This is a genomic window from Streptomyces sp. NRRL B-1140, from assembly GCF_001280065.1.
Taxonomy (GTDB): Bacteria; Actinomycetota; Actinomycetes; order Streptomycetales; family Streptomycetaceae; genus Streptomyces.
The window spans coordinates 226,563-250,407 of the sequence record NZ_LGEA01000036.1; the positions used below are offsets into that span (position 1 = coordinate 226,563).

Below are 23,845 nucleotides of genomic sequence, written 5' to 3' on the forward strand. Positions count from 1 at the left end.
AGCTGTCACGCATCCGTGCCACAGATCTCAGACAGATGTATGAAGGGCCCGGGAAGTGCGCGACAATGCCCCGGTGACGTCGGAACACAGGGGCGACTACGAGGAGCTGGTCGACGAGATCTCGGAGCTGCTCGGCGCGCCCGCGACCCTGGAGAACCGGGACTTCGAGCTGATCGCCTTCGGGGCCTACGACAGCGAGGGCGACCTCGATCCGTCGGCCCTGGACCCGGTGCGTACCCGCTCGATCCTCACCCGCCGTTCGACGGCGGCGGTCCGGGCCTGGTTCGAGGGCTTCGGCATCACCCGCGCGACGGAACCGGTCCGTATCCCGCCGACACCCGAGGCCGGGGTCCTGCGGGGCCGGATCTGTCTCCCCGTCCGCCACCGGGGTGTGGTGCACGGCTACGTCTGGCTGCTGGACGACGATCCCGGCCCGAGCGAGCGGCAGCTGTCCGCCGCCATGCGGGTCACGGCCCGCATAGGCGCCCTGCTCGCGGACGAGGCGCAGCACGGTGCCGACCTCAGCCGCGAACTCCGGGCCGTCCTGACCGCCGAGCCCGGCTGGCAGGGCGACATGGCCGTCGCCGAGCTCCGCACCGCCCTCGGCCCCCGCGCCGACGGCCTCCACGCCCTGGTGTGCGTCGCCCCCTGGCCCTCGGCCGACCCGGACGAGGCTCCGTCGGTGCGCGCGATCCCGGGTGCGACGGCGCTGTGCACCGTGCCGTGGGGGGCGACGGCGCAGTGCCTGGCGGTGTTGATCCGCCTGCGCTCCCCGGACGTCCTGACTCCGGCGACCACGGCGGCGGGACGGCTGCTGGAGCGGGCACGAGGAGGAGGCGGCCCGGAGGCCGGCGGGCCGGGCGGTGGCGGTTCGGACCCGGCACCGGCACGGGCCGCCGGTATCGCCACCCCCCGCTCCGGCCTCGCCGAGTCGGCGACCGCTTGGCGGGAGGCCTCGGCGGCGACCCGGGCGGCACTGGCCGAGGCACGCTTCGGGCCGGTCGCGCAGTGGGCGTCGATCGGGCCGTTCCGGCTGCTCACCGCCCTGCCCCCGGAAGTCGCCCAGGACCCCGTCGCCCGCACCCTGCTCGCCCCGGTCCACCAGGAACTCGCCCGGACCGCCGAGGTCTACCTCGACTGCGCGGGCCAGGCCGCCCGTGCCGCCGCCGAGCTGGGCATCCACCGCCAGACCCTGTACTACCGCCTGTCCCGGATCGAGAAGCTCACCGGCCTCGACCTCGACGACGGCGAGGACCGCCTGCTGCTGCACATGGTCCTCAAGGCACACCGGCTGTGAGGGCCGGCCCGCCCGGGTGAGGCGTCACTTCCCCTCGGCTGCCTCGATGACCCGGCGGAGCCCCGCCGCGAGCTGCTCGGCCTCCGGAGCGTGCTCCGGGTCGAAGGACCACTGCGCCATCAGGCCCATCATGACGGTGAGATAGAAGTACCCGAGGGTGTCCACCTGCTCGTCCGTCACGTCGTCCTCGTAACCGCCCTGGAAAAGGGGCAGGATGCCGCGCGCCGCTTCCCGCTGAGCCCGCACGAGGTGCTCCCGCACCTCTGGCAGCTGATCCCCCATGGCCACGATCTCCATGCTGAGCCGCCAGAGCGAGCCGGGCTCCCGCATGGTCGCGATGATGTTCGCCCACACGTCGGTGAAGCGCTCCAGTGACCCCGGCTCGCCCCGCAGCTCACCGCCGCCCTCGAAGGCGTCGGACATGCCCTCCACCATCTCGACGTACGCCTGCGCCAGCAGTGCGTCCTTCGAGCCGTAGTGGTAGCCGATCGAGGCCAGGTTGGTCCCCGACTCCTTGACGATGTCGCGCGCGGTGGTGCGCAGGAAGCCCTTCGCCAGCAGGCAGCGCTTGGCGCCCTCCAGCAGATCCTCACGGTGTCCCATGGCCCGCCACCCTATCCCGGGATCCAGACGGACGTATTAAACAGTCGTACTAGACAAGCGTTTAATACGCTCGTACAGTCCTGCTCATGACGACGAACCCGCCCCCTCCCGTCCTCGCCGGCCGCCGTGAATGGACGGCCCTCGGCGTGCTGATGCTCCCTCTGCTGCTGGTCTCGATGGACGTCTCCGTCCTCTACTTCGCGATCCCCGCGATCAGCGCCGACCTGGAACCGAGCGCCACCCAGCAGCTGTGGATCTTCGACATCTACGGCTTCGTGCTGGCCGGCCTGCTGATGACGATGGGCTCCCTCGGCGACCGCGTCGGCCGCCGCAGGCTCCTGCTGATCGGCGCCGCGGCCTTCGGCACGGCCTCCCTGGTCGCGGCCTACGCGAACAGCGCCGAGACCCTGATCGCCGCCCGCGCGGTCCTCGGCATCGGCGGCGCGACCCTGATGCCCTCCACGATGGCGCTCGTGCGCACGATGTTCACCGACCCCGCCCAGCGCACCAAGGCGATCGGCGTGTGGTCGGGGGTGATGACGGCCGGCATCGCGCTCGGCTCGGTGATGAGCGGGGTGCTCGTCGAGCACTTCTGGTGGGGCTCGGTCTTCCTGGTCAACCTGCCCGCGATGCTGCTGCTCCTGGTCCTCGGTCCCGTCCTGCTGCCCGAGTCGCGCACGCCGGACCCCGGCCGCTTCGACCTGCTGAGCGTCCCGCTGTCGATGGCGGCGGTGCTCCCCGTGATCTACGGCCTGAAGGAACTCGCGGCCGAGGGCTGGAACGTGCGGTACGCGATGTCGGTGACCGTCGGTCTGCTCTTCGCCGCGCTGTTCGTCCACCGCCAGCGCACGGCGGCCTCCCCGCTGATCTCGCCGGACCTGTTCCGGGCCCGCGGCTTCAGCCCGGCCGTGATCCTCAACCTCGCCGCCGCCTTCGGCATGATGGGCTCGGCGTACTTCACGACCCAGTACATCCAGTCGGTCCTGGACAAGGGGCCCCTCGAAGCGGCGCTGTGGAGCCTGCTGCCCTCGGTGCCCATCGGGCTCGCGGCGCCGGTCGCCGCACAGCTCGTGCAGCGGGGCGTTCCCCGCGCGCACGTCGTCGGCGCGGGCTTCGCGGTCGCCGCGTGCGGTTACGTGATGCTGGCCCTCGCCGGTACGGACTCCCTGTGGCTGCTGCTGTCCGCGTGCGCCGTCCTGGCCTGCGGCATCGTCGCCGTCATGTCGCAGGTGGCGGACCTGGCCCTGAGCGCCGCTCCCGTGGAGAAGGCGGGCGCCGCGTCGTCCCTGCTGGAGACGGGCACGGAGTTCGGCGGCGCGCTGAGCATGGCGTTCCTCGGCTCCATCGGCACGGCCGTCTTCCGGCACGAGGTCCCGGCCTCGGCACCCGCCGCGGCACGCGAGACCCTGGGCGGCGCCCTGGCCGTGACCGACCGGCTCCCGGGGCGCGCGGGGGACGCCCTGGCGACGGCGGCGCGCGAGGCCTTCACCAGCGGTATGCACGCGGCGGCCGTCACGGGCGCGGTGCTGCTGGCCGGTGCGGCGGCAGCGGCGGTGCTGACCCTGCGGCGGGTGGGCGTACGCAAAGACGCCGGACGGGCTGATCAGCTCAGCCCGTCCGGCGTCTGAGGACGAGCCCGTTCAGGACGAACGGGTGCCCGGGGGGCGGAGCCCCCGGGAAGGTCAGGCCAGGTTCACCGAGCGGGCCGAGGTCGCCCCGATCTCCGCGGCCACTTCGGCCAGCACGTTGGCGGTCACCGTGTCGTCCACGGTCAGGACCGCCAGCGCCTCGCCGCCGGCCACCGCACGCGACACCTGCATGCCGGCGATGTTGAGGCCCGCCTCGCCGAGGATGCGGCCGACCGTGCCGACGATGCCGGGGCGGTCCTCGTACTTCAGGACCAGCATGTGGTCGGCGAGCGCGAGGTCCACGTCGTAGTCCCCGACCGCGACGATCTTCTGCAGGTGCTTGGGACCGGCCAGCGTGCCGGACACCGACACCTCCTCGCCGTCGGCGAGGGTGCCGCGCACCGTGACGACGTTGCGGTGCTCGGTCGCCTCGGAGCTGGTGGTGAGGCGCACCTCGACGCCACGCTCCTGCGCGAACAGCGGGGCGTTGACGTAGGACACGGTCTCGTCGACGACGTCCTCGAAGACACCCTTGAGCGCGGACAGCTCCAGCACCTTCACGTCGTGCTGGGTGATCTCGCCGTAGACCTCGACGTCGAGGCGGACCGCGACCTCACCGGCGAGCGCCGTGAAGATCCGGCCCAGGCGCTCGGCGAGCGGCAGCCCCGGCTTGACGTCCTCGGCGATGACACCGCCCTGCACGTTCACCGCGTCCGGCACGAGCTCACCGGCGAGGGCGAGGCGCACCGAGCGGGCGACGGCGATACCGGCCTTCTCCTGCGCCTCGTCGGTGGAGGCACCGAGGTGCGGGGTGCAGACGACCTGGTCGAACTCGAACAGCGGGGAGTCCGTGCAGGGCTCCTTCGCGTAGACGTCGAGACCGGCACCGGCGACCCGGCCCTCCTTGAGGGCGGAGTACAGGGCCTCCTCGTCCACGATCCCGCCGCGCGCGGCGTTGACGATGCGCACGCTCGGCTTGACCTTGCGCAGCGCCTCGTCGCCGATGAGGCCTACGGTCTCGGGGGTCTTGGGGAGGTGCACGGTGATGAAGTCGGAGACCTCGAGCAGCTCGTCCAGCGACAGCACCTTCACGCCCATCTGGGCGGCGCGGGCGGGCTGGATGTAGGGGTCGTAGGCGACGACCTTCATGCCGAACCCGGACATGCGCTGGGCGACCAGCGCACCGATACGGCCCAGGCCCACGACACCGAGGGTCTTCTCGGCGAGCTCGACGCCCGTGTACTTGCTGCGCTTCCACTCGCCGTTCTTCAGCGCGGCGTTGGCCTGCGGGATGTGGCGGGCGGTGGCGACGAGGAGACCGCAGGCCAGCTCGGCGGCGGTCACGATGTTCGAGGTGGGGGCGTTGACGACCATCACGCCGGCCTTGGTGGCGGCGGAGACGTCCACGTTGTCCAGGCCGACGCCGGCTCGTGCGACGACCTTCAGCTTGTTCGCGGCGGCGATCGCCTCGGCGTCGACCTTGGTGGCCGAGCGGACCAGGATCGCGTCCACGTCGGCGATGGCCGGGAGCAGCTCGGCCCGGTCCGCGCCGTTGCAGTGCCGGATCTCGAAGTCCGGGCCCAGGGCGTCGACGGTGGCGGGCGACAGCTCTTCAGCGATGAGTACGACGGGTTTCGAGCTCACGTGAGTCCTCACAAGTCCAGTGCTGCGGACGGCCGTCCCGACGGCCGCAGGCGGTGGAGGGGGGCTAGCCGCGGAAGACGCACGACGCTGTGGGCCTGACGCGTATGTGTGCAGCAGTCTAGTGGCGCCTGGGGCGTCGTCCGGTGCCGCTGCGGAAGGATCACCCGTCCGTGGCCGGACGGGATGGACAACGCCGTACCACCGACGTTACCCGGGGTTCGCCGAAGGGGCCGGAACGGGTTCGCTCCGGCCCCTCGGGCAGCGGCTCACGCCTCTTCGTCGACCCAGCTCATGAGCTTGCGCAGCTCCTTGCCGGTGGTCTCCAGCAGGTGCTCGGAGTCCTGCTTCTTGTACTCGTTGTACTTCTTCAGGCCGCCGTGGTACTCGTCCATCCACTGCGTCGCGAAGGTGCCGTCCTGGATCTCGGCGAGGACCTTCTTCATCTCGGCCTTGGTGGCGTCCGTGATGATGCGCGGGCCGGTGACGTAGTCGCCCCACTCGGCGGTCTCGGAGATCGACCAGCGCATCTTCTCCAGGCCGCCCTCGTACATGAGGTCCACGATCAGCTTCAGCTCGTGCAGGCACTCGAAGTAGGCGATCTCCGGCTGGTAGCCGGCCTCGGTCAGCGTCTCGAAGCCCGCCTTGACCAGCGCGGCGGTGCCACCGCAGAGGACGGCCTGCTCACCGAACAGGTCGGTCTCGGTCTCCTCGGTGAAGGTCGTCTTGATGACGCCGGCGCGGGTGCCGCCGATGCCCTTGGCGTAGGACAGGGCCAGCGCGAAGGCGTTGCCCGTGGCGTCCTGCTCGACGGCGGCGATGCAGGGAACGCCGCGGCCCTCCTCGTACTGGCGGCGCACCAGGTGGCCCGGGCCCTTCGGGGCGACCATGCAGACGTCCACGCCGGCCGGGGGCTTGATGAAGCCGTAGCGGATGTTCAGGCCGTGGCCGAAGAACAGGGCGTCGCCGTCGTTCAGGTTCGGGGCGATGTGCTCCTCGTAGACCTGGGCCTGGATCGGGTCCGGGACGAGGATCATGATGACGTCGGCCTCGGCGGCGGCCTCCGACGGGCTCACCACGCGCAGGCCCTGCTCCTCGGCCTTGGCCTTGGACTTGGAGCCCTCGTGCAGACCGACGCGGACGTCGACACCCGAGTCACGGAGCGACAGCGCGTGGGCGTGGCCCTGGCTGCCGTACCCGATGACCGCGACCTTGCGGCCCTGGATGATGGACAGGTCGGCGTCGGCGTCGTAGAACAGCTCGGCCACTTTGGGTTCTCTCCTCGGGAGTGCAGGTGTTGCGTCCCACCGTATGACGGGGGGCGGAAGGGAAGTCTGCGGGTCTCGCAATACGGGCGGCCGACGGCGCGCCGACCGCCCGTTTCGGGTCTCAGGCCGAACGGTCCAGAGCGCGCAGCGACCGGTCCGTGATGGAACGGGCACCGCGGCCGATCGCGATCGTGCCGGACTGGACGAGCTCCTTGATGCCGTACGGCTCCAGCATCTTGAGCATCGCGGTCAGCTTCTCGCCGGAGCCGGTCGCCTCGATGGTGACGGCCTCCGGGGAGACGTCGACGGTCTTGGCCCGGAACAGCTGGACGATCTCGACGATCTGGGAGCGCGTCTCGTTGTCGGCGCGCACCTTCACCAGGACGAGTTCGCGCTGGACCGCCTGCGACGGCTCCAGTTCGACGATCTTCAGCACGTTGACGAGCTTGTTGAGCTGCTTGGTGACCTGCTCCAGCGGCAGGTCCTCCACGCCGACGACGATGGTGATGCGGGAGATGTCGGGGTGCTCGGTGACGCCCACCGCGAGCGAGTCGATGTTGAAGCCGCGGCGGGAGAACAGGGCGGCGATCCGGGCGAGGATGCCGGGGGTGTTCTCCACCAGGACGGAGAGCGTGTGCTTGGACATGATCTCTTCGGTCTCTCTCGCTCAGTCGTCTTCGTTGTCGCCGAAGTCGGGGCGGACGTCCCGGGCGGCCATGATCTCGTCGTTGGAGGTGCCGGCGGCGACCATGGGCCAGACCATGGCGTCCTCGTGGACGATGAAGTCGACGACGACGGGGCGGTCGTTGATGGAGTTCGCCTCTTCGATGACCTTGTCGAGGTCGTCCGGGGACTCGCAGCGGATGGCGTGGCAGCCCATGGCCTCCGACAGCTTCACGAAGTCGGGGACGCGGGTGCCGCGGGCCTCGGGGTTGACGTCGTCCGGGCCGGAGTGCAGGACCGTGTTGGAGTAGCGCTGGTTGTAGAAGAGGGTCTGCCACTGGCGGACCATCCCGAGGGCGCCGTTGTTGATGACGGCGACCTTGATCGGGATGTTGTTCAGGGCGCAGGTGGTCAGTTCCTGGTTGGTCATCTGGAAGCAGCCGTCGCCGTCGATGGCCCACACGGCCCGCTCGGGCGCTCCGGCCTTGGCTCCCATGGCGGCCGGGACGGCGTAGCCCATCGTTCCGGCGCCGCCGGAGTTCAGCCAGGTGCCCGGCTTGTCGTACTCGATGAAGTGGGCGGACCACATCTGGTGCTGGCCGACGCCCGCCGCGAAGATCGTGCCCTCGGGGGCGAGCTGTCCGATGCGCTCGATGACCTGCTGCGGGGAGAGCGAGCCGTCGGCGGGCTGGTCGTAGCCGAGCGGGTAGGTGTCGCGCCAGCGGTTGAGGTCGTTCCACCACATGCTGTAGTCGCCCTGGTGGCCCTCGGCGTGCTCCTTCTGCACGGCCTGGATCAGGTCGGCGATGACCTCGCGGGCGTCGCCCACGATCGGCACGTCGGCGGCGCGGTTCTTGCCGATCTCGGCCGGGTCGATGTCCGCGTGGACGATCTTGGCGAACGGGGCGAAGCTGTCCAGCTTGCCGGTGACGCGGTCGTCGAAGCGGGCGCCGAGGGCGACGATCAGGTCGGCCTTCTGCAGTCCGGTGACGGCGGCGACCGAGCCGTGCATGCCGGGCATGCCCAGGTGCTGCGGGTGCTTGTCGGGGAACGCCCCGAGCGCCATCAGCGTGGTGGTGACAGGAGCACCGGTGAGCTCGGCGAGGACCTTCAGCTCGGCGGTGGCCCTGGCCTTGAGCACACCGCCGCCGACGTACAGCACGGGCCGGCGGGCCTGGGTGATCAGCTTGGCGGCCTCGCGGATCTGCTTGGCGTGCGGCTTGGTCACCGGGCGGTAGCCGGGCAGGTCCATGGCGGGGGGCCAGGAGAAGGTCGTCTTCGCCTGGAGGGCGTCCTTGGCGATGTCGACCAGGACCGGGCCGGGGCGGCCGGTGGAGGCGATGTGGAACGCCTGGGCGATGATCCGCGGGATGTCCTCGGCCTTGGTGACGAGGAAGTTGTGCTTGGTGATCGGCATGGTGATGCCGACGATGTCCGCCTCCTGGAAGGCGTCCGTGCCGATCGCCTTCGACGCCACCTGGCCGGTGATCGCGACCAGCGGCACGGAGTCCATGTGCGCGTCGGCGATCGGGGTGACCAGGTTGGTGGCACCGGGGCCGGAGGTGGCCATGCAGACACCGACCTTGCCGGTGGCCTGCGCGTAGCCGGTGGCGGCGTGACCGGCGCCCTGCTCGTGGCGGACCAGGACGTGGCGCACCCGGGTCGAGTCCATCAGCGGGTCGTAGGCCGGGAGGATCGCACCGCCGGGAATGCCGAATACCGTGTCGGCGCCGACCTCCTCGAGAGAGCGGATGAGGGACTGCGCGCCCGTCACCTGCTCGGGGGCGGAGTGTCCTCCGGATCGGGGCCGGGGCTGCGGGTGGTGGGCCCCGGTGGCCTGCTCGGTCATCGGCATTCTCTTCTCAGATGCTGAGGGTTTTGGCGAGGTTTGTACGGTCTTCGTCTGTTGCACGAAAGGCGCCCGTGCAACAAAAAACCCCTCGTGCCAAAAGGCAAGCGAGGGGAGCGCGCCGGGTGGGGTCGCTGAGCGGTCGAGGCTCAGCGTCAGCCGACGCGCTTTCCAAGTACGAGAATTCGGGTGCGCATGGCACTGACCCTCTCCCCGGCACGCACCCACTGTCAAGTAGGTGGGACGGGAGTCTCATTATGTGAGCGCAGAGCCGTGCCGCCGATGACGGCGGACACCCCCGAGGTGTACACCCGCGCGGCGCCACCCGCGAACGCCGGTTCGGACGGTCCTTTCGGCACCGGGTAGTGACCGGCGGCGAGCGCCCGGCGCAGCCGGTACTCGTCGAGCGGCCCGGAGAAGGCCATGCCCTGCCCGTGCGTGCAGCCCATCGCGCGCAGGGCGACGACCTGTTCGGGCAGATCCACCCCCTCCGCCACGGACTTCAGCCCGAGGTCGCCCGCGATGCGCAGCAGTCCGGCCGTGATCTTGTACAGGCGCGCGGACTCGACGACGCCCTCGACCAGACCGCGGTCGAGCTTCAGCACGTCGACGGGGAGCCGCCGAAGGGCCGTGATCGCCGCGTAACCGCTGCCGAAGCCGTCGAGCGCGATCCGTACGCCGACCCGCCGCAGGGCGCCCAGACGCCGCTCCAGCTCGTCCAGCGAGACCCTCGGGTCGGCGTCCGACAGCTCGATGATCAGCGACCCCGGCGGCAGCCCGTGCCGCGTGAGCAGCGCCTCGATCGAGCCGAGCGGCATCGACCGGTCCAGCAGCCGACGGGCGCTCATCCGCACGACGACCGGCGCGGACAGCCCGGTCGCGTGCCGCTCGGCGGCCTGCCCGACGGCCTCCTCGATCATCCACCGGCCCAGCTCGGCGGTCCTGCCGCCGTCCTCGGCCACGCGAAGGAACTCCGCCGGGGTGAAGAGCACTCCTTGGGAGGAGCGCCAGCGCGCCTGTGCGGACACCGACGAGATCCGGCCGTCCTCCAGGCACACCACCGGCTGGTGCAGCAGGGCGAACTCCCCGTCGTGCAGTGCGGCCCGCAGCCGGGTGGCGAGCTCGGCCTTGCGCACGACGTCCTGCTGCATCTGCGGCTTGTACAGCTCGACGCGGCCCTTGCCGGCGGCCTTGGCTCGGTACATGGCCAGGTCGGCGTTGCGCAGCAGTTCCCCGGCGCCGAGGCCGGGTTCCGCGAAGGCGACACCGATGGAGGCGTTGACCCGGACATCGTTGCCGTCGATGAGGTAGGGCTGAGACAGCGTCACCCTGAGGCGGTCGGCGAGCTCCAGTATGTGCCGCTCGCGTGCGTCCCGGTCGCGGGTGTTGTCCCCGGCGATCAGGGCCGCGAACTCGTCTCCGCCGAGCCGGGAGGCGGTGTCGCCGTGCCGGACGGAGTCCTGGAGCCTGCGGGCGGCCTGGACCAGCAGCTCGTCCCCGGCCTGGTGCCCGATCGTGTCGTTGACGGCCTTGAAGCCGTCGAGGTCGATGAAGAGCACGGCCGTGTTCCGCAGGGCCACGCCCCGGTCGGAGGCGCGGCGGCCCGAGAGGGCGTGCTGCACACGCTTGGTGAACAGGGCACGGTTGGGCAGGTCCGTGAGCGGGTCGTGCTCGGCGTTGTGCTGCAACTGGGCCTGCAGACGTACCCTCTCGGTCACGTCACGGCTGTTGAAGATGAGGCCGCCCTGATGGCGGTTGACGGTCGACTCGACGTTCAGCCACCCGTCGTCGCCCGAGCGGAAGCGGCACTCGATGCGTGTGGTGGGTTCCTCGACCGGGTGGGCGGCGAGGAACCGGCGCACCTCGTGCACGACGCAGCCCAGGTCCTCGGGGTGGATGAGGTTGGCCAGTTCCGTACCCACCAGCTCCTCCGCCGAGCGGCCGTACACCCCGGCGGCTGCCGGGGAGACGTAGCGCAGGACACCGCTGGGGGCGGCGATCATGATGACGTCGCTGGAGCCCTGCACCAGGGAGCGGAAGTGGTTCTCCTTCTGCGCCAGCTCCTGGGTGAGGGTGATGTTGTCGAGCAGCATGATGCCCTGGCGCACGACGAGCGCGAGCACCACGGTGCCGCCGGTCAGCAGGACCACCCGGTCGACGCTGCGGCCGTTGAGGACGTTGTAGAGGATCCCCAGGGTGCACACGGCGGCCGCGAGATAGGGCGTGAGTGCGGCGAGGGAGCCGGCGATGGGCCGGGCGGCGGCGTACCGGCTGTGCTCGGTGCCGGGCAGGGGTGCCTGGTGGTGGGCGCCGCCGCGCTGCCCCGGCACGTGCTCGTGCACCACGCGGGTGTGCCCGGCGGGGCCGTGCCGCTCGCTCTCCCCGCGGGACCCGGCCCACGGGGCGTACGCCAGGAGCAGTGAGCCGGCGAACCAGCCCGCGTCGAGCAGCTGTCCCGAGCGGTAGTCGTGGTGCATGAGCGGTGAGGTGAACAGGGCGTCGCACATCACGGTCAGGGCGAGGGCGCCGATGGCGGTGTTCACCGCGGAGCGGTTCACCGCGGACCGCCTGAAGTGCAGGGCGAGGACCATGCTCACCAGGGCGATGTCGAGCAGCGGGTACGCCAGCGACAGCGCGATGTGCGCCACGCCGGGCCCTTCCGATTTCGCGGCCTGGGCGAGGGCGAGGCTCCAGGCCAGTGTCAGCAGCGAGCCGCCGATGAGCCAGGCGTCCAGCCCGAGGCAGACCCAGCCCGCCTTGGTCACCGGCCGTTTGGCGAGCACGAGCAGTCCGACGATCGCGGGCGGCGCGAAGCAGAGGAAGAACAGGTCGGCGTAGCTCGGACTGGGCACGGGCAGTCCCAGCACCACCTCGTACCACCCCCAGACCAGGTTGCCCAGGGACGCCATGACCGAGGAGAGGCCGAACAGCAGCCAGGCGGGTCGAAAGCGGGGGCGGCGGCTGCGGGCGTAGAGGAAGCACGACACGGCGGCGATGCCGGCCGCGGCGCTCAGCCCGAAGTCACCCATGAACAGGGCCACTTGGTACGAACCCCAGCCGAACGCCGCACCTGCGGCGTATCCCGCGCAGGCCAGGGCGAGGGCCAGTTGGAGGGCCAGGCCAGGCCGGCGGCCGGCGACCGGTGTGCGGGGCAGCAGCGCGCTCGTGGAGGGAGGCTGCGCCCGCAGCGCTCCGTCCAGCGTGGAGGTGGGGGGCGCGCTCACCGGGTCCTCCCGGTGAGCGCGGCTCCCGGCTCCCGCTTGCCCCGCCGGACCGCCTGGGTGTGCGTTCCGCTCCCGCCGGACCTGCGGTGACGATGACCGTGGTCCGCGCAGGTGCCCTGTTCGCTGTGGTGGGTGTGGTGGCCGGCGTGATCGGCGTGCCGGCCGCGACTGCTCGCGGCCGCCCGCCAGGGTCGCCGCCGGCAGCCCCGCCCCGTCGGATCGCTCGTCCATAGGCCGTGCATCGCCTGTCGCCCCCCTCACAGTCCGAAGTGTCCGTCCCCCGGCGCCGAACAGTGCCCGGCGCAGCCCCTGTCGGGACGATACACCAGTCTCGTCACTCAGGGACATAGGTTCTCTACGCTCCGTGACGATCAACAGATATATGAGTACCCACCGCACCCGGGGGATTGCGGACGGTACTCGAAGGTCTCTCAGCCGGTTGATGCACCCGTCGTGAGGATCACGTTGCGGAGCGGCTCCCGGTTCACATAGCGGTGCAACTGGTCCACCAGGAGCCGCTTGGCGCGCGGAAGGAACGCGGAGGTGGGTCCGCCGACATGGGGGCTGATGAGTACCCCCGGCGCACGCCACAGGGGGTGTTCGCGCGCCAGCGGCTCCGGGTCGGTGACGTCGAGAGCGGCGGTGATGCGGCCGGTCTCCAGCTCGGCGAGCAGCGCCTTGGTGTCGACGACGGGGCCGCGGGCGACGTTGACGAGGAGTGCGCCGTCCTTCATCCGGGACAGGAAGTCCGCCCCGGCCAGGCCCCGGGTGGCTTCGGTGAGCGGGGTGGACAGGATCACGACGTCCGCTTCCGGCAGCAGCGCGGGCAGGTCGGTGAGCGGATGCACCGGACCGCGCGCCGTGGTGCGCTCGGAGCGCGCGACGCGCGCCACACGCGCCACCTCGAACGGAACGAGCCGGTCCTCGATGGCCTCGCCGATGGAGCCGTACCCCACGATGAGGACGTTCTTGTCGGCGAGAGCCGGCCGGAACCCGCCGAGCCACTCCCCCCTCTCCTGCGCGCGGACGAAGTCGGGGATCCCGCGCAGCGAGGCCAGGATCAGCGCGAGGGTGAGCTCGCCGGTGCTGGCCTCGTGCACGCCCCGCGCGTTGCACAGCCGCACACCCGCGGGCAGGTGCCCGAGTCCCGGCTCCACGTGGTCGATCCCGGCGGAGAGGGTCTGCACGACCCGGACGTTGCTCATCCGGCTCAGGGGGCGCACGCACAGCGCACTGGGCTTCATGTAGGGGACGACGTAGAAGGCGCAGTCGGCCGGGTCCGCGGGGAAGTCCTCCTCGCCGTTCCAGAAACGGTAGGCCGGGCCCTCGGGGAGTCCGTCGATCTCGTCCGGCGGGATGGGCAGCCACACGTCAGCAGTCATGCTCTGGAGGCTATGTCAGGAGCGTGTGACGGCAGAGGTTAGGTTGGGGTGGCTCGAACAGGGAGGGTCACGACCAGGTGGAGCGCAGGACGATCGGCGCGGCGGCGCTCGCGGTGGGGGCCGTCGGACTCGGGTGCATGCCGATGAGCTGGGCCTACAGTGCGTCGCGGCGGCGCGGCGACGAGTCGCTCAGGGCGGTGCACCGGGCGCTCGACCTGGGTGCGTCCCTGCTGGACACGGCCGACATGTACGGCCCGTTCACCAACGAACTGCTGGTGGGGCGGGCGTTGAAGGAGCGGCGGTCCGACGCGTTCGTGTCGACGAAGGTCGGACTGCTCGTGGGCGATCAGCACATCGTCGCCAACGGCCGCCCCGGCTACGTGAAGCGGGCCTGCGACGCGTCGCTGCGGCGGCTGCAGACGGACGTCATCGACCTCTACCAGCTGCACCGGGCCGACCCCGAGGTGCCGGTCGAGGAGACCTGGGGGGCGATGGCGGAGCTCGTCCAGGCCGGGAAGGTACGGGCGCTGGGCCTGTGTGCGGTGGGCGCGCGGGCCGGCCGCCGGGCCGGGGCCCGGTTGCACGACGGAACGATTCGGCAGCTGGAGCGGGTGCAGCAGGTCTTCCCGGTGAGCGCGGTGGAGGCGGAGCTGTCGGTGTGGTCGCCGGAGGCGCTGGAGGCCCTGCTGCCGTGGTGCCGGACGCGGGGCGTCGGTTTCCTCGCCGCGATGCCGCTGGGCAACGGCTTCCTGACCGGCAGGCTGCGCCCCGGCGCGGGCTTCGAGGCGGACGATCCACGCGCCCGGCACCCGCGTTTCACGGCCGAGATGATGGCCGCGAACCAGCCGTTCGTCGCGGGGCTGCGCCGCGTGGCCCGCCGGCACGGCACGGGTGTCACGCCCGCCCAGATCGCCCTGGCGTGGGTGCTGGCACAGGGGCCGCACGTGGTCCCGGTCCCCGGCACGAAGCAGGAGCGCTGGGTCACGGAGAACACGGCGGCGGCGCGGGTGCGCCTGACGCCGGACGATCTCCGGGAGCTGGCCGCGCTGCCGCCGGCCCAGGGGTCGTGGGACTGAAGGACGGGTCCGCGCCGGGTACGTTTCGGGCAAACCCCGTGTTCTGACTACGGCGTTCCGCTATCGGGAACTCTGGAGCCGCGAGCGGTGTATGACAGGGAGAAGGACCTGCCCCGTCGAAGGGACCCTGATCGTGCGACGTCGAGCCGTCCCGGCCGTGCTGGCCGCCGCCGTGCTCCTGCTGACGGCCGGTTGCTCCTCCGGCGAGACAGGCCCGTCCGGCCAGGACGACAGCGCCTCCCCGAGCCGTACCGCACCGGGGTCGTCCGCACCCCCGCGGCAGGCCGCCGAGGAGACACCGCCGGCGCAGGGCTCGGTCGAGGTGGTGCGCACCGTCGCCGAGGGCCTGGACTCCCCCTGGGGTCTCGCTCCGCTGCCGGGCGGCGGGCTGCTGGTCGCCTCCCGGGACGACGGCACGATCGTCCGGGTCGACGAGAAGACCGGCAAGAAGACCGAACTGGGCGAGGTGCCGGGGGTCTCGGCGGCCGGCGAGGGCGGCCTGCTCGGGATCGCCCTGTCGCCCGACTACGCCTCGGACCGCATGGTCTACGCGTACTTCACCTCGGCGTCCGACAACCGCATCGTCCGCATGATCTACGACGGGCGGAAGCCCGCCGGCGAGCAGCTCGGCGCTCCCGACACGGTGTTCAAGGGCATTCCCAAGGGCTTCATCCACAACGGCGGGCGCATCGCGTTCGGCCCGGACAAAATGCTGTACGTGGGCACCGGCGAGAGCGGCGACACGGGACTGTCCCAGGACAAGGACTCCGTGGGCGGCAAGATCCTGCGTCTGACCCCGGAGGGCGAGCCGGCTCCGGGCAACCCGTTCCCGGACTCGCCGGTGTACTCCTACGGCCACCGCAATGTGCAGGGTCTGGCCTGGGACGGCAAGCAGCGGCTGTTCGCCTCGGAGTTCGGGCAGGACACCTGGGACGAGCTGAACGCCATCGAGCCGGGCGGCAATTACGGCTGGCCGGAAGCGGAGGGCCGGTCCGGCGACAAGCGGTTCCGCAACCCGGTCGGCCAATGGACCACGGCCGAGGCGTCCCCCAGCGGCATCGCCCACGCCGAGGGGTCGATCTGGATGGCGGGCCTGCGCGGCAAGCGGCTGTGGCGCATCCCGCTGAACGGCACGGCGGCCTCGGCGAAGCCGCAGGCGTTCCTGGAGGGCGAGTACGGGCGGCTGCGCACGGTCGTGGCGGCGGGCGGCGACAGGCTCTGGCTGGTCACCAGCAACACGGACGGCCGGGGCAGCCCGAAGGGCGGCGACGACCGGATCCTGGAACTGCGGGTGACGTAGCCGCCGGAACCGGGGGTGCTCCTCGTCGCCGCCCCCGTCGTCCTCGTGCTCCTGCGGCGGGCGTGCGACGGGGAACCGCGCCGGGCTACTCCCCCGCGCCCGTCTCGCCGTCCTCGTCTTCCCGTGGCGGGCGTACGACGACCTTCCCCGACGCGAGATCTATCGGCCCGCGTCCGGGGTCGCCGTCCCCGACGTCCTGACGGGTCAGCTCGAGGCGGTTCTGCTCGTCGCGGGTGTGCTTGCGCCCGGGTGAGAACAGTTCCTCGAAGAAGTTGAACAACTGAACCTCCCTGAGGCCGCGGAGTCCGCGACGTCCCTTACAGCGTATGCCTCAGCCCGTGGGACCGGGCACGGCCATCTCGGCCGGGAACAACCCCAGCCGGTGGGCCACCGCCGCCGCCTCGCCCCGTCCGGAGACGCCGAGCTTGCCCAGGATGTTCGAGACGTGCACGCTCGCGGTCTTGGGCGAGATGAACAGCTCCTCCGCTATGCGGCGGTTGGTGTGCCCCGCGGCGACCAGGCGCAGGACGTCCCGCTCCCGGGTGGTGAGACCGAGCGCGTCGGCGGGGTCGGCCGGCGCGGGGGCGGGTTCCGTGGCGGGCGTGAGCGGGAGGCGGGCGCGCTGGGCGAGTGCGGTGGCGGCGTCCTCGAGCGGCCGGGCGCCGAGGTGGCGGGCGACGCTGTGGGCGAGCCGCAGCAGTTCCGTGGCACGGCCGCGCTCGTCCTCGCCGCCGCCCGTCAGGAGGGACTCGGCCAGGCGGTACCGGACGCGGGCGAGGTCGTAGGGCCGGCCCAGGGGTTCGAAGGAGGTGACCACGTCCGACCAGGTGTCCGGGGTGCTCCGGCCCTCGGCGCGCAGGAGTTCGGCGCGGACCCACCGCTCGTGGGCGAGCCAGACGGGGGCGTGGGTGGTGAGGCGCTTGACGGCCAAGAGAATGTCGCGCAGGACCTGCCGGCGGCCGTCGTGGGCGGCGGGCAGGGCCCGGGCGTCGGCCTCGGCGGTGGCGGCCTCCAGCAGCAGCGGCCAGGCGTAGCGCTGGGTGCCGAGCGGAAAGCCGGAGGTGAGCGTGCGGGCCAGTTCGACGCGGGCGTCGGCCAGGCGGCCCTCGGCGGCGGCCACGGCGACGGTGAGGCAGGAGATCGGCAGGTCGTGCTGCGGCATGGGATCGTGCGGGCCGTAGGAGGCGCGAGCCTCGGCGAGGTGGCGGGCGGCCTCGGACACCCGGCCGCGGGCGAGGGCGAGAAACGCCTGGCTGTTGGCGCCCGACCCGTACGGACCTGCCGTCTGCCCCAGCCGTTGGGCGCTGACGGCCGCCTCGGCCGCCTCGTCCCAGCGGCCCAGGGAGATGAGCGACTCGGCGAGGTTGCCCCTGACCCAGCCCTCGGACTCCGTCAGCCCCATCCTGGAGGTGAGCCGCAGGCCCTCGCGCAGGATGGTCACGGCTTCCTCGGAACGGCCGATGCCCTCCAGGCTGGAGGGCAGGTTCACATGGCTGCGGCCCACGACGGCCGCGAGACCGCGGGCCACCACCTCGTCCCTGACCTCGTACATGTGGGTCAGGCCGGCGTCGATCTGCCCGGCCTCGACCATGAGCCCGCCGAGGGTGAGGCGGGCGTTGGACTCGATCTCGTCGGCGCCCACCATGCGCGCGTACTCGACGGCCCGCTCGGCGGCCGTCAGGGTCTCCGGGCCGGGTTCACGGAGCATCGACCAGTGGGCGGCCGTGGCCAGTACCTCGGCGTGCACCTCGGACGGCGGCAGGCCGCGGACCAGTTCCTGCGCGGTGGCGATCTCCTGCCAGCCGTCGCCCCGGGCGAGCCGCTGGACCAGCCGGGAGCGCTGGATCCAGAACCAGGCGGTGCGCAGGGGGTCGTCCTCGTCCTCCAGGAGGCGCAGGGCCCGCTTTGTGATCTTCAGCGCGCGTTCGCGTTCCCCGCAGAGCCGTCCCGCGACGGCCGCCTCGGCCAGCAGGTCCAGGTGCCGCAGCGCGGTGGTGGCCGGGTCGCAGCCGCAAGGAGGGTAGACCTCGGTGTAGTCGACCGGGCGCAGGGTGGCGCGTACGGCCTCGGGGGCGGAGTCCCACAGTTCCATCGCCCGCTCCAGGAGCCGGAGTTGCTCGGAGTAGGCATGGCGGCGGCGGGCCTCGACGGAGGCTTCGAGTACGGCGGGCAGGGCCTTGGCGGCGTCGTGGGCGTGATACCAGTAGCTGGCCAGGCGGGTCGCCCGCTGGTCGGCGGGCACGAGGGACGGGTCGGTCTCCAGGGCTTCGGCGTAGCGGCGGTTGAGGCGGGAGCGTTCGCCGGGGAGCAGGTCGTCGCTGACGGCCTCGCGGACCAGGGAGTGGCGGAAGCGGTAGCCGTCGCCGCCGGGTGCGGGGGCGAGGATGCTCGCGTTCACGGCGGCCCGCAGTGCCTCGATGAGGTCGTCCTCGGCGAGCCGGGCGACGGCGGCCAGCAGCCGGTACTCGACGGTGGAGCCGCCCTCGGCGACGATCCGGGCGACGCGCTGGGCGGACTCCGGCAGCCCTTCCACGCGGACGAGCAGCAGGTCGCGCAGGGAGTCGGTCAGGCCGGTCCGGCAGCCCTCGTGGCCGGCGACGGCGAGTTCCTCGACGAAGAAGGCGTTGCCGTCGGAGCGCTGGAAGATCGCGTCGACCTGGTCCTGCTCGGGTTCGTGGGCGAGGATGCCGGCCACCTGGAGGCCGACCTCGTCGCGGGTGAAGCGGGCGAGTTCGAGGCGGCGGATCGTGCGGAGCCGGTCGAGTTCGGCGAGCAGGGGCCTGAGCGGATGGCGGCGGTGGATGTCGTCGGAGCGGTAGGTGGCGAGGACGACGAGGCGGCCGGTGCGCAGGGTGCGGACGAGGTAGGAGAGCAGATGGCGGGTGGAGGCGTCGGCCCAGTGCAGGTCCTCCAGGGCGAGGACGACGGTGTGCTCGGCGGCGACGCGTTCCAGCAGGCGTGCGGTGAGCTCGAAGAGCCGGGCCGTGCCGTCCTCGTCGTGCCGCCCGGCCCGGGACTCGCCCACCTCGGGCAGCAGCCGGGCCAGCTCCTCCTCCTGGCCCGCCGAAGCGGCGGCCAGCTCGCCGGGAAGTTCACGGCGCAGGGCGCGCAGCGCGGTGGAGAAGGGGGCGAAGGGCAGCCCGTCGGCGCCGATCTCGACACACCCGCCGAGTGCGACCACCGCCCCGCGCCTGCGGGCCACGGCGGCGAACTCCTCGACGAGGCGGGTCTTGCCGACCCCGGCCTCACCGCCGATGAGCAGCGCCTGCGGTTCGCCTTCGCAGGCGCGTGCGAGGGCTTCGTGCAGGGTGCCCAGTTCCTCGGCACGGCCGACGAACACGGGGCTGACGGACTGGGTTTCCACAGGTCCGAGCATCGCATGCGGGTCCGGCGGCGTGGGACCGGTTTTCCGTCGAACGGCCAAAGCAGCGGCCGCCGTTCCCGTGTGGACGACGGCCGCTGCTCCCCGGACGGCCAAGGCGGCGACCGGTCCCGCCCCGGCGTTCACGCCGTCCGGGCGGACCGGAGCCGGCGGAAGCGGCGGCTATGGCTCTCGTGCTCGGCGGAGTCTGCGCCTTCTTCGTGGCGGGCCGCGCGGCGGGCCCGGGCGGCCTCGCGGACCAGACGGGCGTGGTCGGCCCGGCGGATGAGGTCGGAGGTGCGCATCTGCTGGAGTTCGTACTCGTACACGGTGTGTCCTTCGAGGAGAGGCCGGTCACGGAGGGTTTTCCGCGATGACCTCACTCTCGTCTCCCAGGCGGGGCCGCCACATCGGGAGAGTTCCGCATCTTCGGCGGCGCACGGTGCCTTAGACGCGGCCGAGGGGCCTCAGGGGCTCCGTAAGGTGCTCACGGAACCGCCTAAGACCCCTCAGGACCTGCGGGCTCTCGGCTCTCGGGCGCTCAGCTCGCGGACGGCAGCCCGAGCAGGATGCCGGTGTACTTGAGGACGGCCAGGAACAGGCCGATGACGCCGAGCGCCACTCCCGCCCAGGCGACGGACTTGATCCAGGGCGCCTGGATCCGGCCCGGCGTGCCGAAGGCGGGCCGGGCCAGCGTGACGACGCCGACGACCAGCGCGATCAGCGCGAACAGGCCGCCCCACAGGGCGGTGGTCTGCCAGGCGTCGCCGTAGACCGCCTGAATCTGCTGGGCCACGCCCGCGTTCTGCGCGGTCTCCAGCTGGCCGACGAGGTTCTGGCGCGCGGAGGCGACGGTGCCGATCCAGCTCCCGGTGAGCGAGACGACGCCCAGCGCGGCGGAGACCACGGCGGCAGCGCCCTGGCCCACGCCGGAGGGGTTCTCCTCCTTGGCGGGCGCGTCATCGGCCGCGGCCGGGACCTCGGTCTGGGGCACCTCGTCGGACTCGGTGGTGTCCACCGCCTTCTCATCGGTCGTGGCCTTCGTGGCCTCGGTCTCGTCCACTGCGTTCGTTGCCATGTCTCGCACCGTAGGGTCGCTGTCTGAGAAGTCTCTTAATGATCGTGAGCCGCACGCGCGCGTGCGGCGCGCCACTCGGGCGCCAGCACCGACCAGACTTCGAGATCGTGCCGTACGCCACCATAGGGGTGCGCCTCGCGTCGCACACCGTCGCGGGTCATTCCGAGTCGGCGCGCCACGTTCAGGCTGGGCTGATTGAGGGAGGCGGCGACCCATTCGACGCGGTGGATGCCGCGCTGCTCGACGGCCCAGTCGATGAGGACCCGCATCGCGCGGGTGACCAGACCCCGGCCCGTGGCGGCGGGCTCCAGCCAGCAGCCCACCTCGCAGTTGCCGGTCGCCGCGTCGAAGTTCAGGAACAGCACCCCGCCCACCAGGGTCCCCTCCAGCCACAGGCCGTGCAGGGAGCCGGTGTCGGCCGCGCGCATGTCGGCGTAGCGCTGGAGCTTCGCGCGGGCCGAGGTCAGGTCCGTCTCGGTCGTCCCGAACGGGATGTACTGCCCGATGAACTCCCGCCCCCGCTCCAGGTGCGCCAGGAACTCCCCGGCGTGCCAGGGTTCCAGGGGCCTCAGCTCGGCGTCGTCACCCAGGGATATCGCGTACATCCCGCTGCCGCTCCTCCTCCGCCAGGACGTCCGCCACCTCGGCGTCCGTCGCGGCGGCCAGCCTCTCATGGGCGGCGCGGCTCTCTGGCGGTTCGATGCTGATGCGGGGCATGCGCCTGTCCAGCCAGCGGGGCAGCCACCAGTTGGCCCCGCCGAGCAGGTGCATCAGGGCCGGGACGAGGAGCGTGCGCAGGACGAAGGCGTCCAGGGCGACGGCGGCGGCCAGGGCGATGCCGAACATGGCGATCACCCGGTCGCCGCTGAGCACGAAGGCGAGGAAGACGGAGATCATGATGACGGCCGCCGAGTTGATCACCCGGCTGGTCTCGGCGAGGCCGACGCGCACCGCCCGCCGGTTGTCACCGGTCTCCAGCCACTCCTCGTACATCCGGCTGACCAGGAAGACCTGGTAGTCCATGGAGAGACCGAAGAGCACCGACACCATGATCACGGGCAGGAAGGGTTCGATGGGCCCGGCGCTGCCGAGGCCGAGCAGTTCGCTGCCCCAGCCCCACTGGAAGATCGCGACCACCACCCCGAAGGCGGAGGCCACGGCGGCGACGTTCATCGCGGCGGCCTTCAGCGGGATGCCGATCGACCGGAAGGCGAGCAGGAGCAGCAGGCAGCCCAGGCCGATGACGACCCCGACGAAGACGGGCAGCTTGGAGACGATGACGTCGGCGAAGTCGTCGTAGCCGGCCGTCATGCCGCCCACCTGCACATCGAGCGCGGTGCCCGCCTCGGCGCGCGGCAGCACCTCCTCGCGCAGCCGGTCGACGAGGTCGCTGGTCTGCTTCGACTGCGGGGAGGACTCCGGTACGACGGTCAGGTAGGCGGTGTGGCTGCCGGAGTCGAACGTCACCGGGGTCACCGAGGCGACGCCCTCCGTGGCGCGGAGGGTCCCGTCGAGGTTGTCCAGGGCGAGTTTGTCGTCGGCGCCGTCGACCTTGGTGACGAGGGTGAGCGGGCCGTTCACGCCGGGGCCGAACCCGTCGGCGAGCAGGTCGTAGGCCTGGCGGGTGGTGGCCGTCTTCGGGTCGTTGCCCTGGTCGGAGGTGCCCAGGTGCAGGGAGAGGGTGGGCAGCGCGAGGACGGCCATGACGACCAGGGCGACCGCGCCGAGCACCTTGGGGTGGCGCTCCACGAAGGCCGACCAGCGGGCCGCGAAGCCGGTGGGCAGCTCGGGTTCCGGGCCGTGCTCGGCGAGGCGGCGGCGCTCGCGGCGGCTGAGCGCGCGCATGCCGATGAACGACAGCAGGGCGGGCAGCAGGGTCACGGAGGCGGCGACGGTGAGGATCACGGTGAGGCTGGCCGCTATGGCGACGCCGTTGAGGAAGCTCAGCCGCAGGATCAGCATGCCGAGCAGCGCGATGCAAACGGTGGCACCCGCGAAGACGACCGCCCGTCCTGTGGTCGCGACGGCGTTCGTGGCGGCCTCGGTCACGGACAGCCCGCGCTTCAGCCCGCGCCGGTGCCGGGTGACGATGAACAGTGCGTAGTCGATGCCGACGCCGAGCCCGACGAGCATGCCCAGCATGGGGGCGAAGTCGGCGACGGTCATGGCGTGCCCGAGCAGCACGATCCCGGCGTAGGCGGTGCCGACACCGACCAGGGCGGTGGCGATGGGCAGCAGGGACGCGGCGAGCGAGCCGAAGGCGAGGAACAGCACCACCGCGGCGACGACCACGCCGACGATCTCGGCGACGTGCCCGCCGGAGGACTCGGTGAGCGCGACGGCGCTGCCGCCCAGCTCCACCTGGAGCCCGTCGGTCTCGGCGCTCTTCGCGGTGTCGACGACGGCCTGCGCCTCACCCTTGGCTATGTCCTCGGCCTGGTCGTCGAAGGTGACCGAGGCGTAGGCCGTGCGGCCGTCCTCGCTGATGCGGCCGGTGCCCGGCCCGTCGTAGGGGCTGGTGACCGAGGCCACGCCGGGGAGGTTCCCGATCCGGTCCAGGGTGCGGGTCATCGTCTGCTCGACGTCGGCGGCGCGGACGCTGCCGGACGTGGTGTGCCAGACGACGGTGTCGCTGTCGCCGCCGAGCCGCGGGAAGCCCTCGTGCAGCAGCTCCGTGGCGCGGCCCGATTCGGTACCGGGGACCTGGTAGTCGTTCGAGTACGTGGTGCCGGCGACGGCGGCGCCCGCGGCGACCCCCGCGAAGGCGAGGAGCCACAGCAGGACGCTGAGCAGACGGCGCTGGACACACCAGCGTGCGAGGGCTGCCACGGAACGTGCTCCCGGAGTTGCCTTGTGTGGATCTTTGACCGGGAACAGTCGTCCATGAACTGAACAGCCAGCAAAGAACGCATGAGCAATGCGCTGCCACTCTTACAAACGAACGAGATCATTTGTCGGTTTCGTGGGCTTATTCACAGCGGCCGGTGTCAGTCGAACTGGTCCCCCAGCGCCATCACCATCACGCCCGCGATCAGCAGCCACAGCGCCCGCCGGGTGCGGCCGCGGGAGCCCAGCACAGCGGCGGCGGCGCACACGGCGGCCCCGCTCGCGTAGGCGGCCGGGACGAGCGCCGGCGCCGGGCGGGTGAGGCGCAGCACGGCCGCGGCGAGTCCCGCGAGGGTCAGCGCGGCACCGGTGGCGGCCGCCGTCCAGCGGGCCCGGCGCGCGGCCTCCTCGTCCTGCGCCGGGTCACCGGCCGTGTCCTGCCCGGCGGCCGCCTCCGAGTCCGCTGCCTCGGGACCGGTGTCGGAATCAGGGCGTCCACTCATGGCCGTGACGGTAGCGCGCCCCCGGGGAAAACCGGATGCGGGGCCGGGAGCCTGCTGTTAGCGTCCGCTCGTCCGAGGAATGCCCGCGGCCTCCCGCCGCCCGGCCGAAGCAGGTGCGTTGTTTGACGGTCCGACCGAGCTCCTCC

18 protein-coding genes are annotated in these 23,845 nt (G+C 71.9%); 4 read left to right on the forward strand and 14 right to left on the reverse strand.

The genetic code is table 11. From position 1 onward, the window contains the following. Positions 1–73: 73 nt before the first annotated feature. Complete coding sequence (locus ADK65_RS06340) at positions 74–1,297, forward strand: PucR family transcriptional regulator (RefSeq protein ID WP_053668893.1); 1,224 nt, start codon at positions 74–76, stop codon at positions 1,295–1,297. Positions 1,298–1,321: 24 nt separating this feature from the next. Here the strand turns inward: ADK65_RS06340 and ADK65_RS06345 are convergent, their stop codons facing one another. Then, positions 1,322–1,900: a TetR/AcrR family transcriptional regulator gene (locus ADK65_RS06345; protein ID WP_053668804.1), complete on the reverse strand. Its 579-nt coding sequence runs from the start codon at positions 1,898–1,900 to the stop codon at positions 1,322–1,324. A gap of 86 nt (positions 1,901–1,986) precedes the next feature. On the opposite strand from ADK65_RS06345, the gene ADK65_RS06350 reads away from it, so the two are divergent. Further along, positions 1,987–3,528, forward strand: coding sequence for an MFS transporter (locus tag ADK65_RS06350; protein ID WP_053668805.1), 1,542 nt, complete (start codon positions 1,987–1,989; stop codon positions 3,526–3,528). A 54-nt stretch (positions 3,529–3,582) separates the two neighbouring features. Here the strand turns inward: ADK65_RS06350 and serA are convergent, their stop codons facing one another. From serA to ADK65_RS06380, 6 genes are all read right to left on the reverse strand, one after another. Continuing rightward, complete coding sequence (gene serA / locus ADK65_RS06355) at positions 3,583–5,172, reverse strand: phosphoglycerate dehydrogenase (RefSeq protein WP_053668806.1); 1,590 nt, start codon at positions 5,170–5,172, stop codon at positions 3,583–3,585. A gap of 266 nt (positions 5,173–5,438) precedes the next feature. After that, positions 5,439–6,437 (reverse strand): ketol-acid reductoisomerase, encoded by a 999-nt coding sequence (gene ilvC, locus ADK65_RS06360; RefSeq protein WP_053668807.1) that lies wholly within the window; start codon positions 6,435–6,437, stop codon positions 5,439–5,441. 121 nt (positions 6,438–6,558) lie between these two features. Further along, positions 6,559–7,083, reverse strand: a complete 525-nt coding sequence (gene ilvN, locus ADK65_RS06365) for an acetolactate synthase small subunit (protein ID WP_003993148.1) — start codon at positions 7,081–7,083, stop codon at positions 6,559–6,561. Positions 7,084–7,104: 21 nt separating this feature from the next. Beyond that, entirely contained in the window at positions 7,105–8,949 is a 1,845-nt protein-coding gene (locus ADK65_RS06370) for an acetolactate synthase large subunit (protein WP_199825572.1), read from the reverse strand. Between the two features lie 230 nt (positions 8,950–9,179). Next, the gene (locus tag ADK65_RS06375) at positions 9,180–12,173 is read right to left on the reverse strand and encodes a putative bifunctional diguanylate cyclase/phosphodiesterase (RefSeq protein WP_053668809.1); all 2,994 of its coding nucleotides are present in this window, start codon (positions 12,171–12,173) and stop codon (positions 9,180–9,182) included. Between the two features lie 431 nt (positions 12,174–12,604). Continuing rightward, positions 12,605–13,555: a 2-hydroxyacid dehydrogenase gene (locus ADK65_RS06380; RefSeq protein WP_078955833.1), complete on the reverse strand. Its 951-nt coding sequence runs from the start codon at positions 13,553–13,555 to the stop codon at positions 12,605–12,607. A gap of 77 nt (positions 13,556–13,632) precedes the next feature. Here ADK65_RS06380 and ADK65_RS06385 point away from each other — a divergent pair, with 77 nt between their 5' ends. Beyond that, positions 13,633–14,631, forward strand: a complete 999-nt coding sequence (locus tag ADK65_RS06385; RefSeq protein WP_053668811.1) for an aldo/keto reductase — start codon at positions 13,633–13,635, stop codon at positions 14,629–14,631. Positions 14,632–14,722: 91 nt separating this feature from the next. Beyond that, the gene (locus tag ADK65_RS06390) at positions 14,723–15,931 is read left to right on the forward strand and encodes a PQQ-dependent sugar dehydrogenase (RefSeq protein WP_053668812.1); all 1,209 of its coding nucleotides are present in this window, start codon (positions 14,723–14,725) and stop codon (positions 15,929–15,931) included. Positions 15,932–16,016: 85 nt separating this feature from the next. Here ADK65_RS06390 and ADK65_RS06395 read toward each other — a convergent pair whose 3' ends face one another. The 7 genes from ADK65_RS06395 to ADK65_RS06425 all read right to left on the reverse strand — a co-directional run bounded on the left by ADK65_RS06395 (position 16,017) and on the right by ADK65_RS06425 (position 23,699). Beyond that, positions 16,017–16,211, reverse strand: a complete 195-nt coding sequence (locus ADK65_RS06395) for a DUF6191 domain-containing protein (protein ID WP_053668813.1) — start codon at positions 16,209–16,211, stop codon at positions 16,017–16,019. Between the two features lie 51 nt (positions 16,212–16,262). Next, positions 16,263–19,307 carry a helix-turn-helix transcriptional regulator gene (locus ADK65_RS06400; protein WP_053668814.1) on the reverse strand — a complete coding sequence of 1,015 codons (3,045 nt, stop codon included), beginning with the start codon at positions 19,305–19,307 and terminating at the stop codon, positions 16,263–16,265. 128 nt (positions 19,308–19,435) lie between these two features. Continuing rightward, on the reverse strand, positions 19,436–19,621 hold the full coding sequence (locus ADK65_RS36795; protein ID WP_078955834.1) for a hypothetical protein: 186 nt from the start codon (positions 19,619–19,621) through the stop codon (positions 19,436–19,438). 212 nt (positions 19,622–19,833) lie between these two features. Next, entirely contained in the window at positions 19,834–20,370 is a 537-nt protein-coding gene (locus ADK65_RS06410) for a hypothetical protein (protein ID WP_107092222.1), read from the reverse strand. 35 nt (positions 20,371–20,405) lie between these two features. Beyond that, positions 20,406–20,975: a GNAT family N-acetyltransferase gene (locus ADK65_RS06415; protein ID WP_053668817.1), complete on the reverse strand. Its 570-nt coding sequence runs from the start codon at positions 20,973–20,975 to the stop codon at positions 20,406–20,408. Beyond that, complete coding sequence (locus tag ADK65_RS06420) at positions 20,953–23,199, reverse strand: MMPL family transporter (RefSeq protein WP_053668818.1); 2,247 nt, start codon at positions 23,197–23,199, stop codon at positions 20,953–20,955. Before ADK65_RS06420 ends, ADK65_RS06415 begins: the two co-directional genes overlap by 23 nt. Positions 23,200–23,357: 158 nt before the next feature. Further along, positions 23,358–23,699, reverse strand: coding sequence for a hypothetical protein (locus ADK65_RS06425; protein WP_053668819.1), 342 nt, complete (start codon positions 23,697–23,699; stop codon positions 23,358–23,360). Positions 23,700–23,845 lie beyond the last annotated feature (146 nt).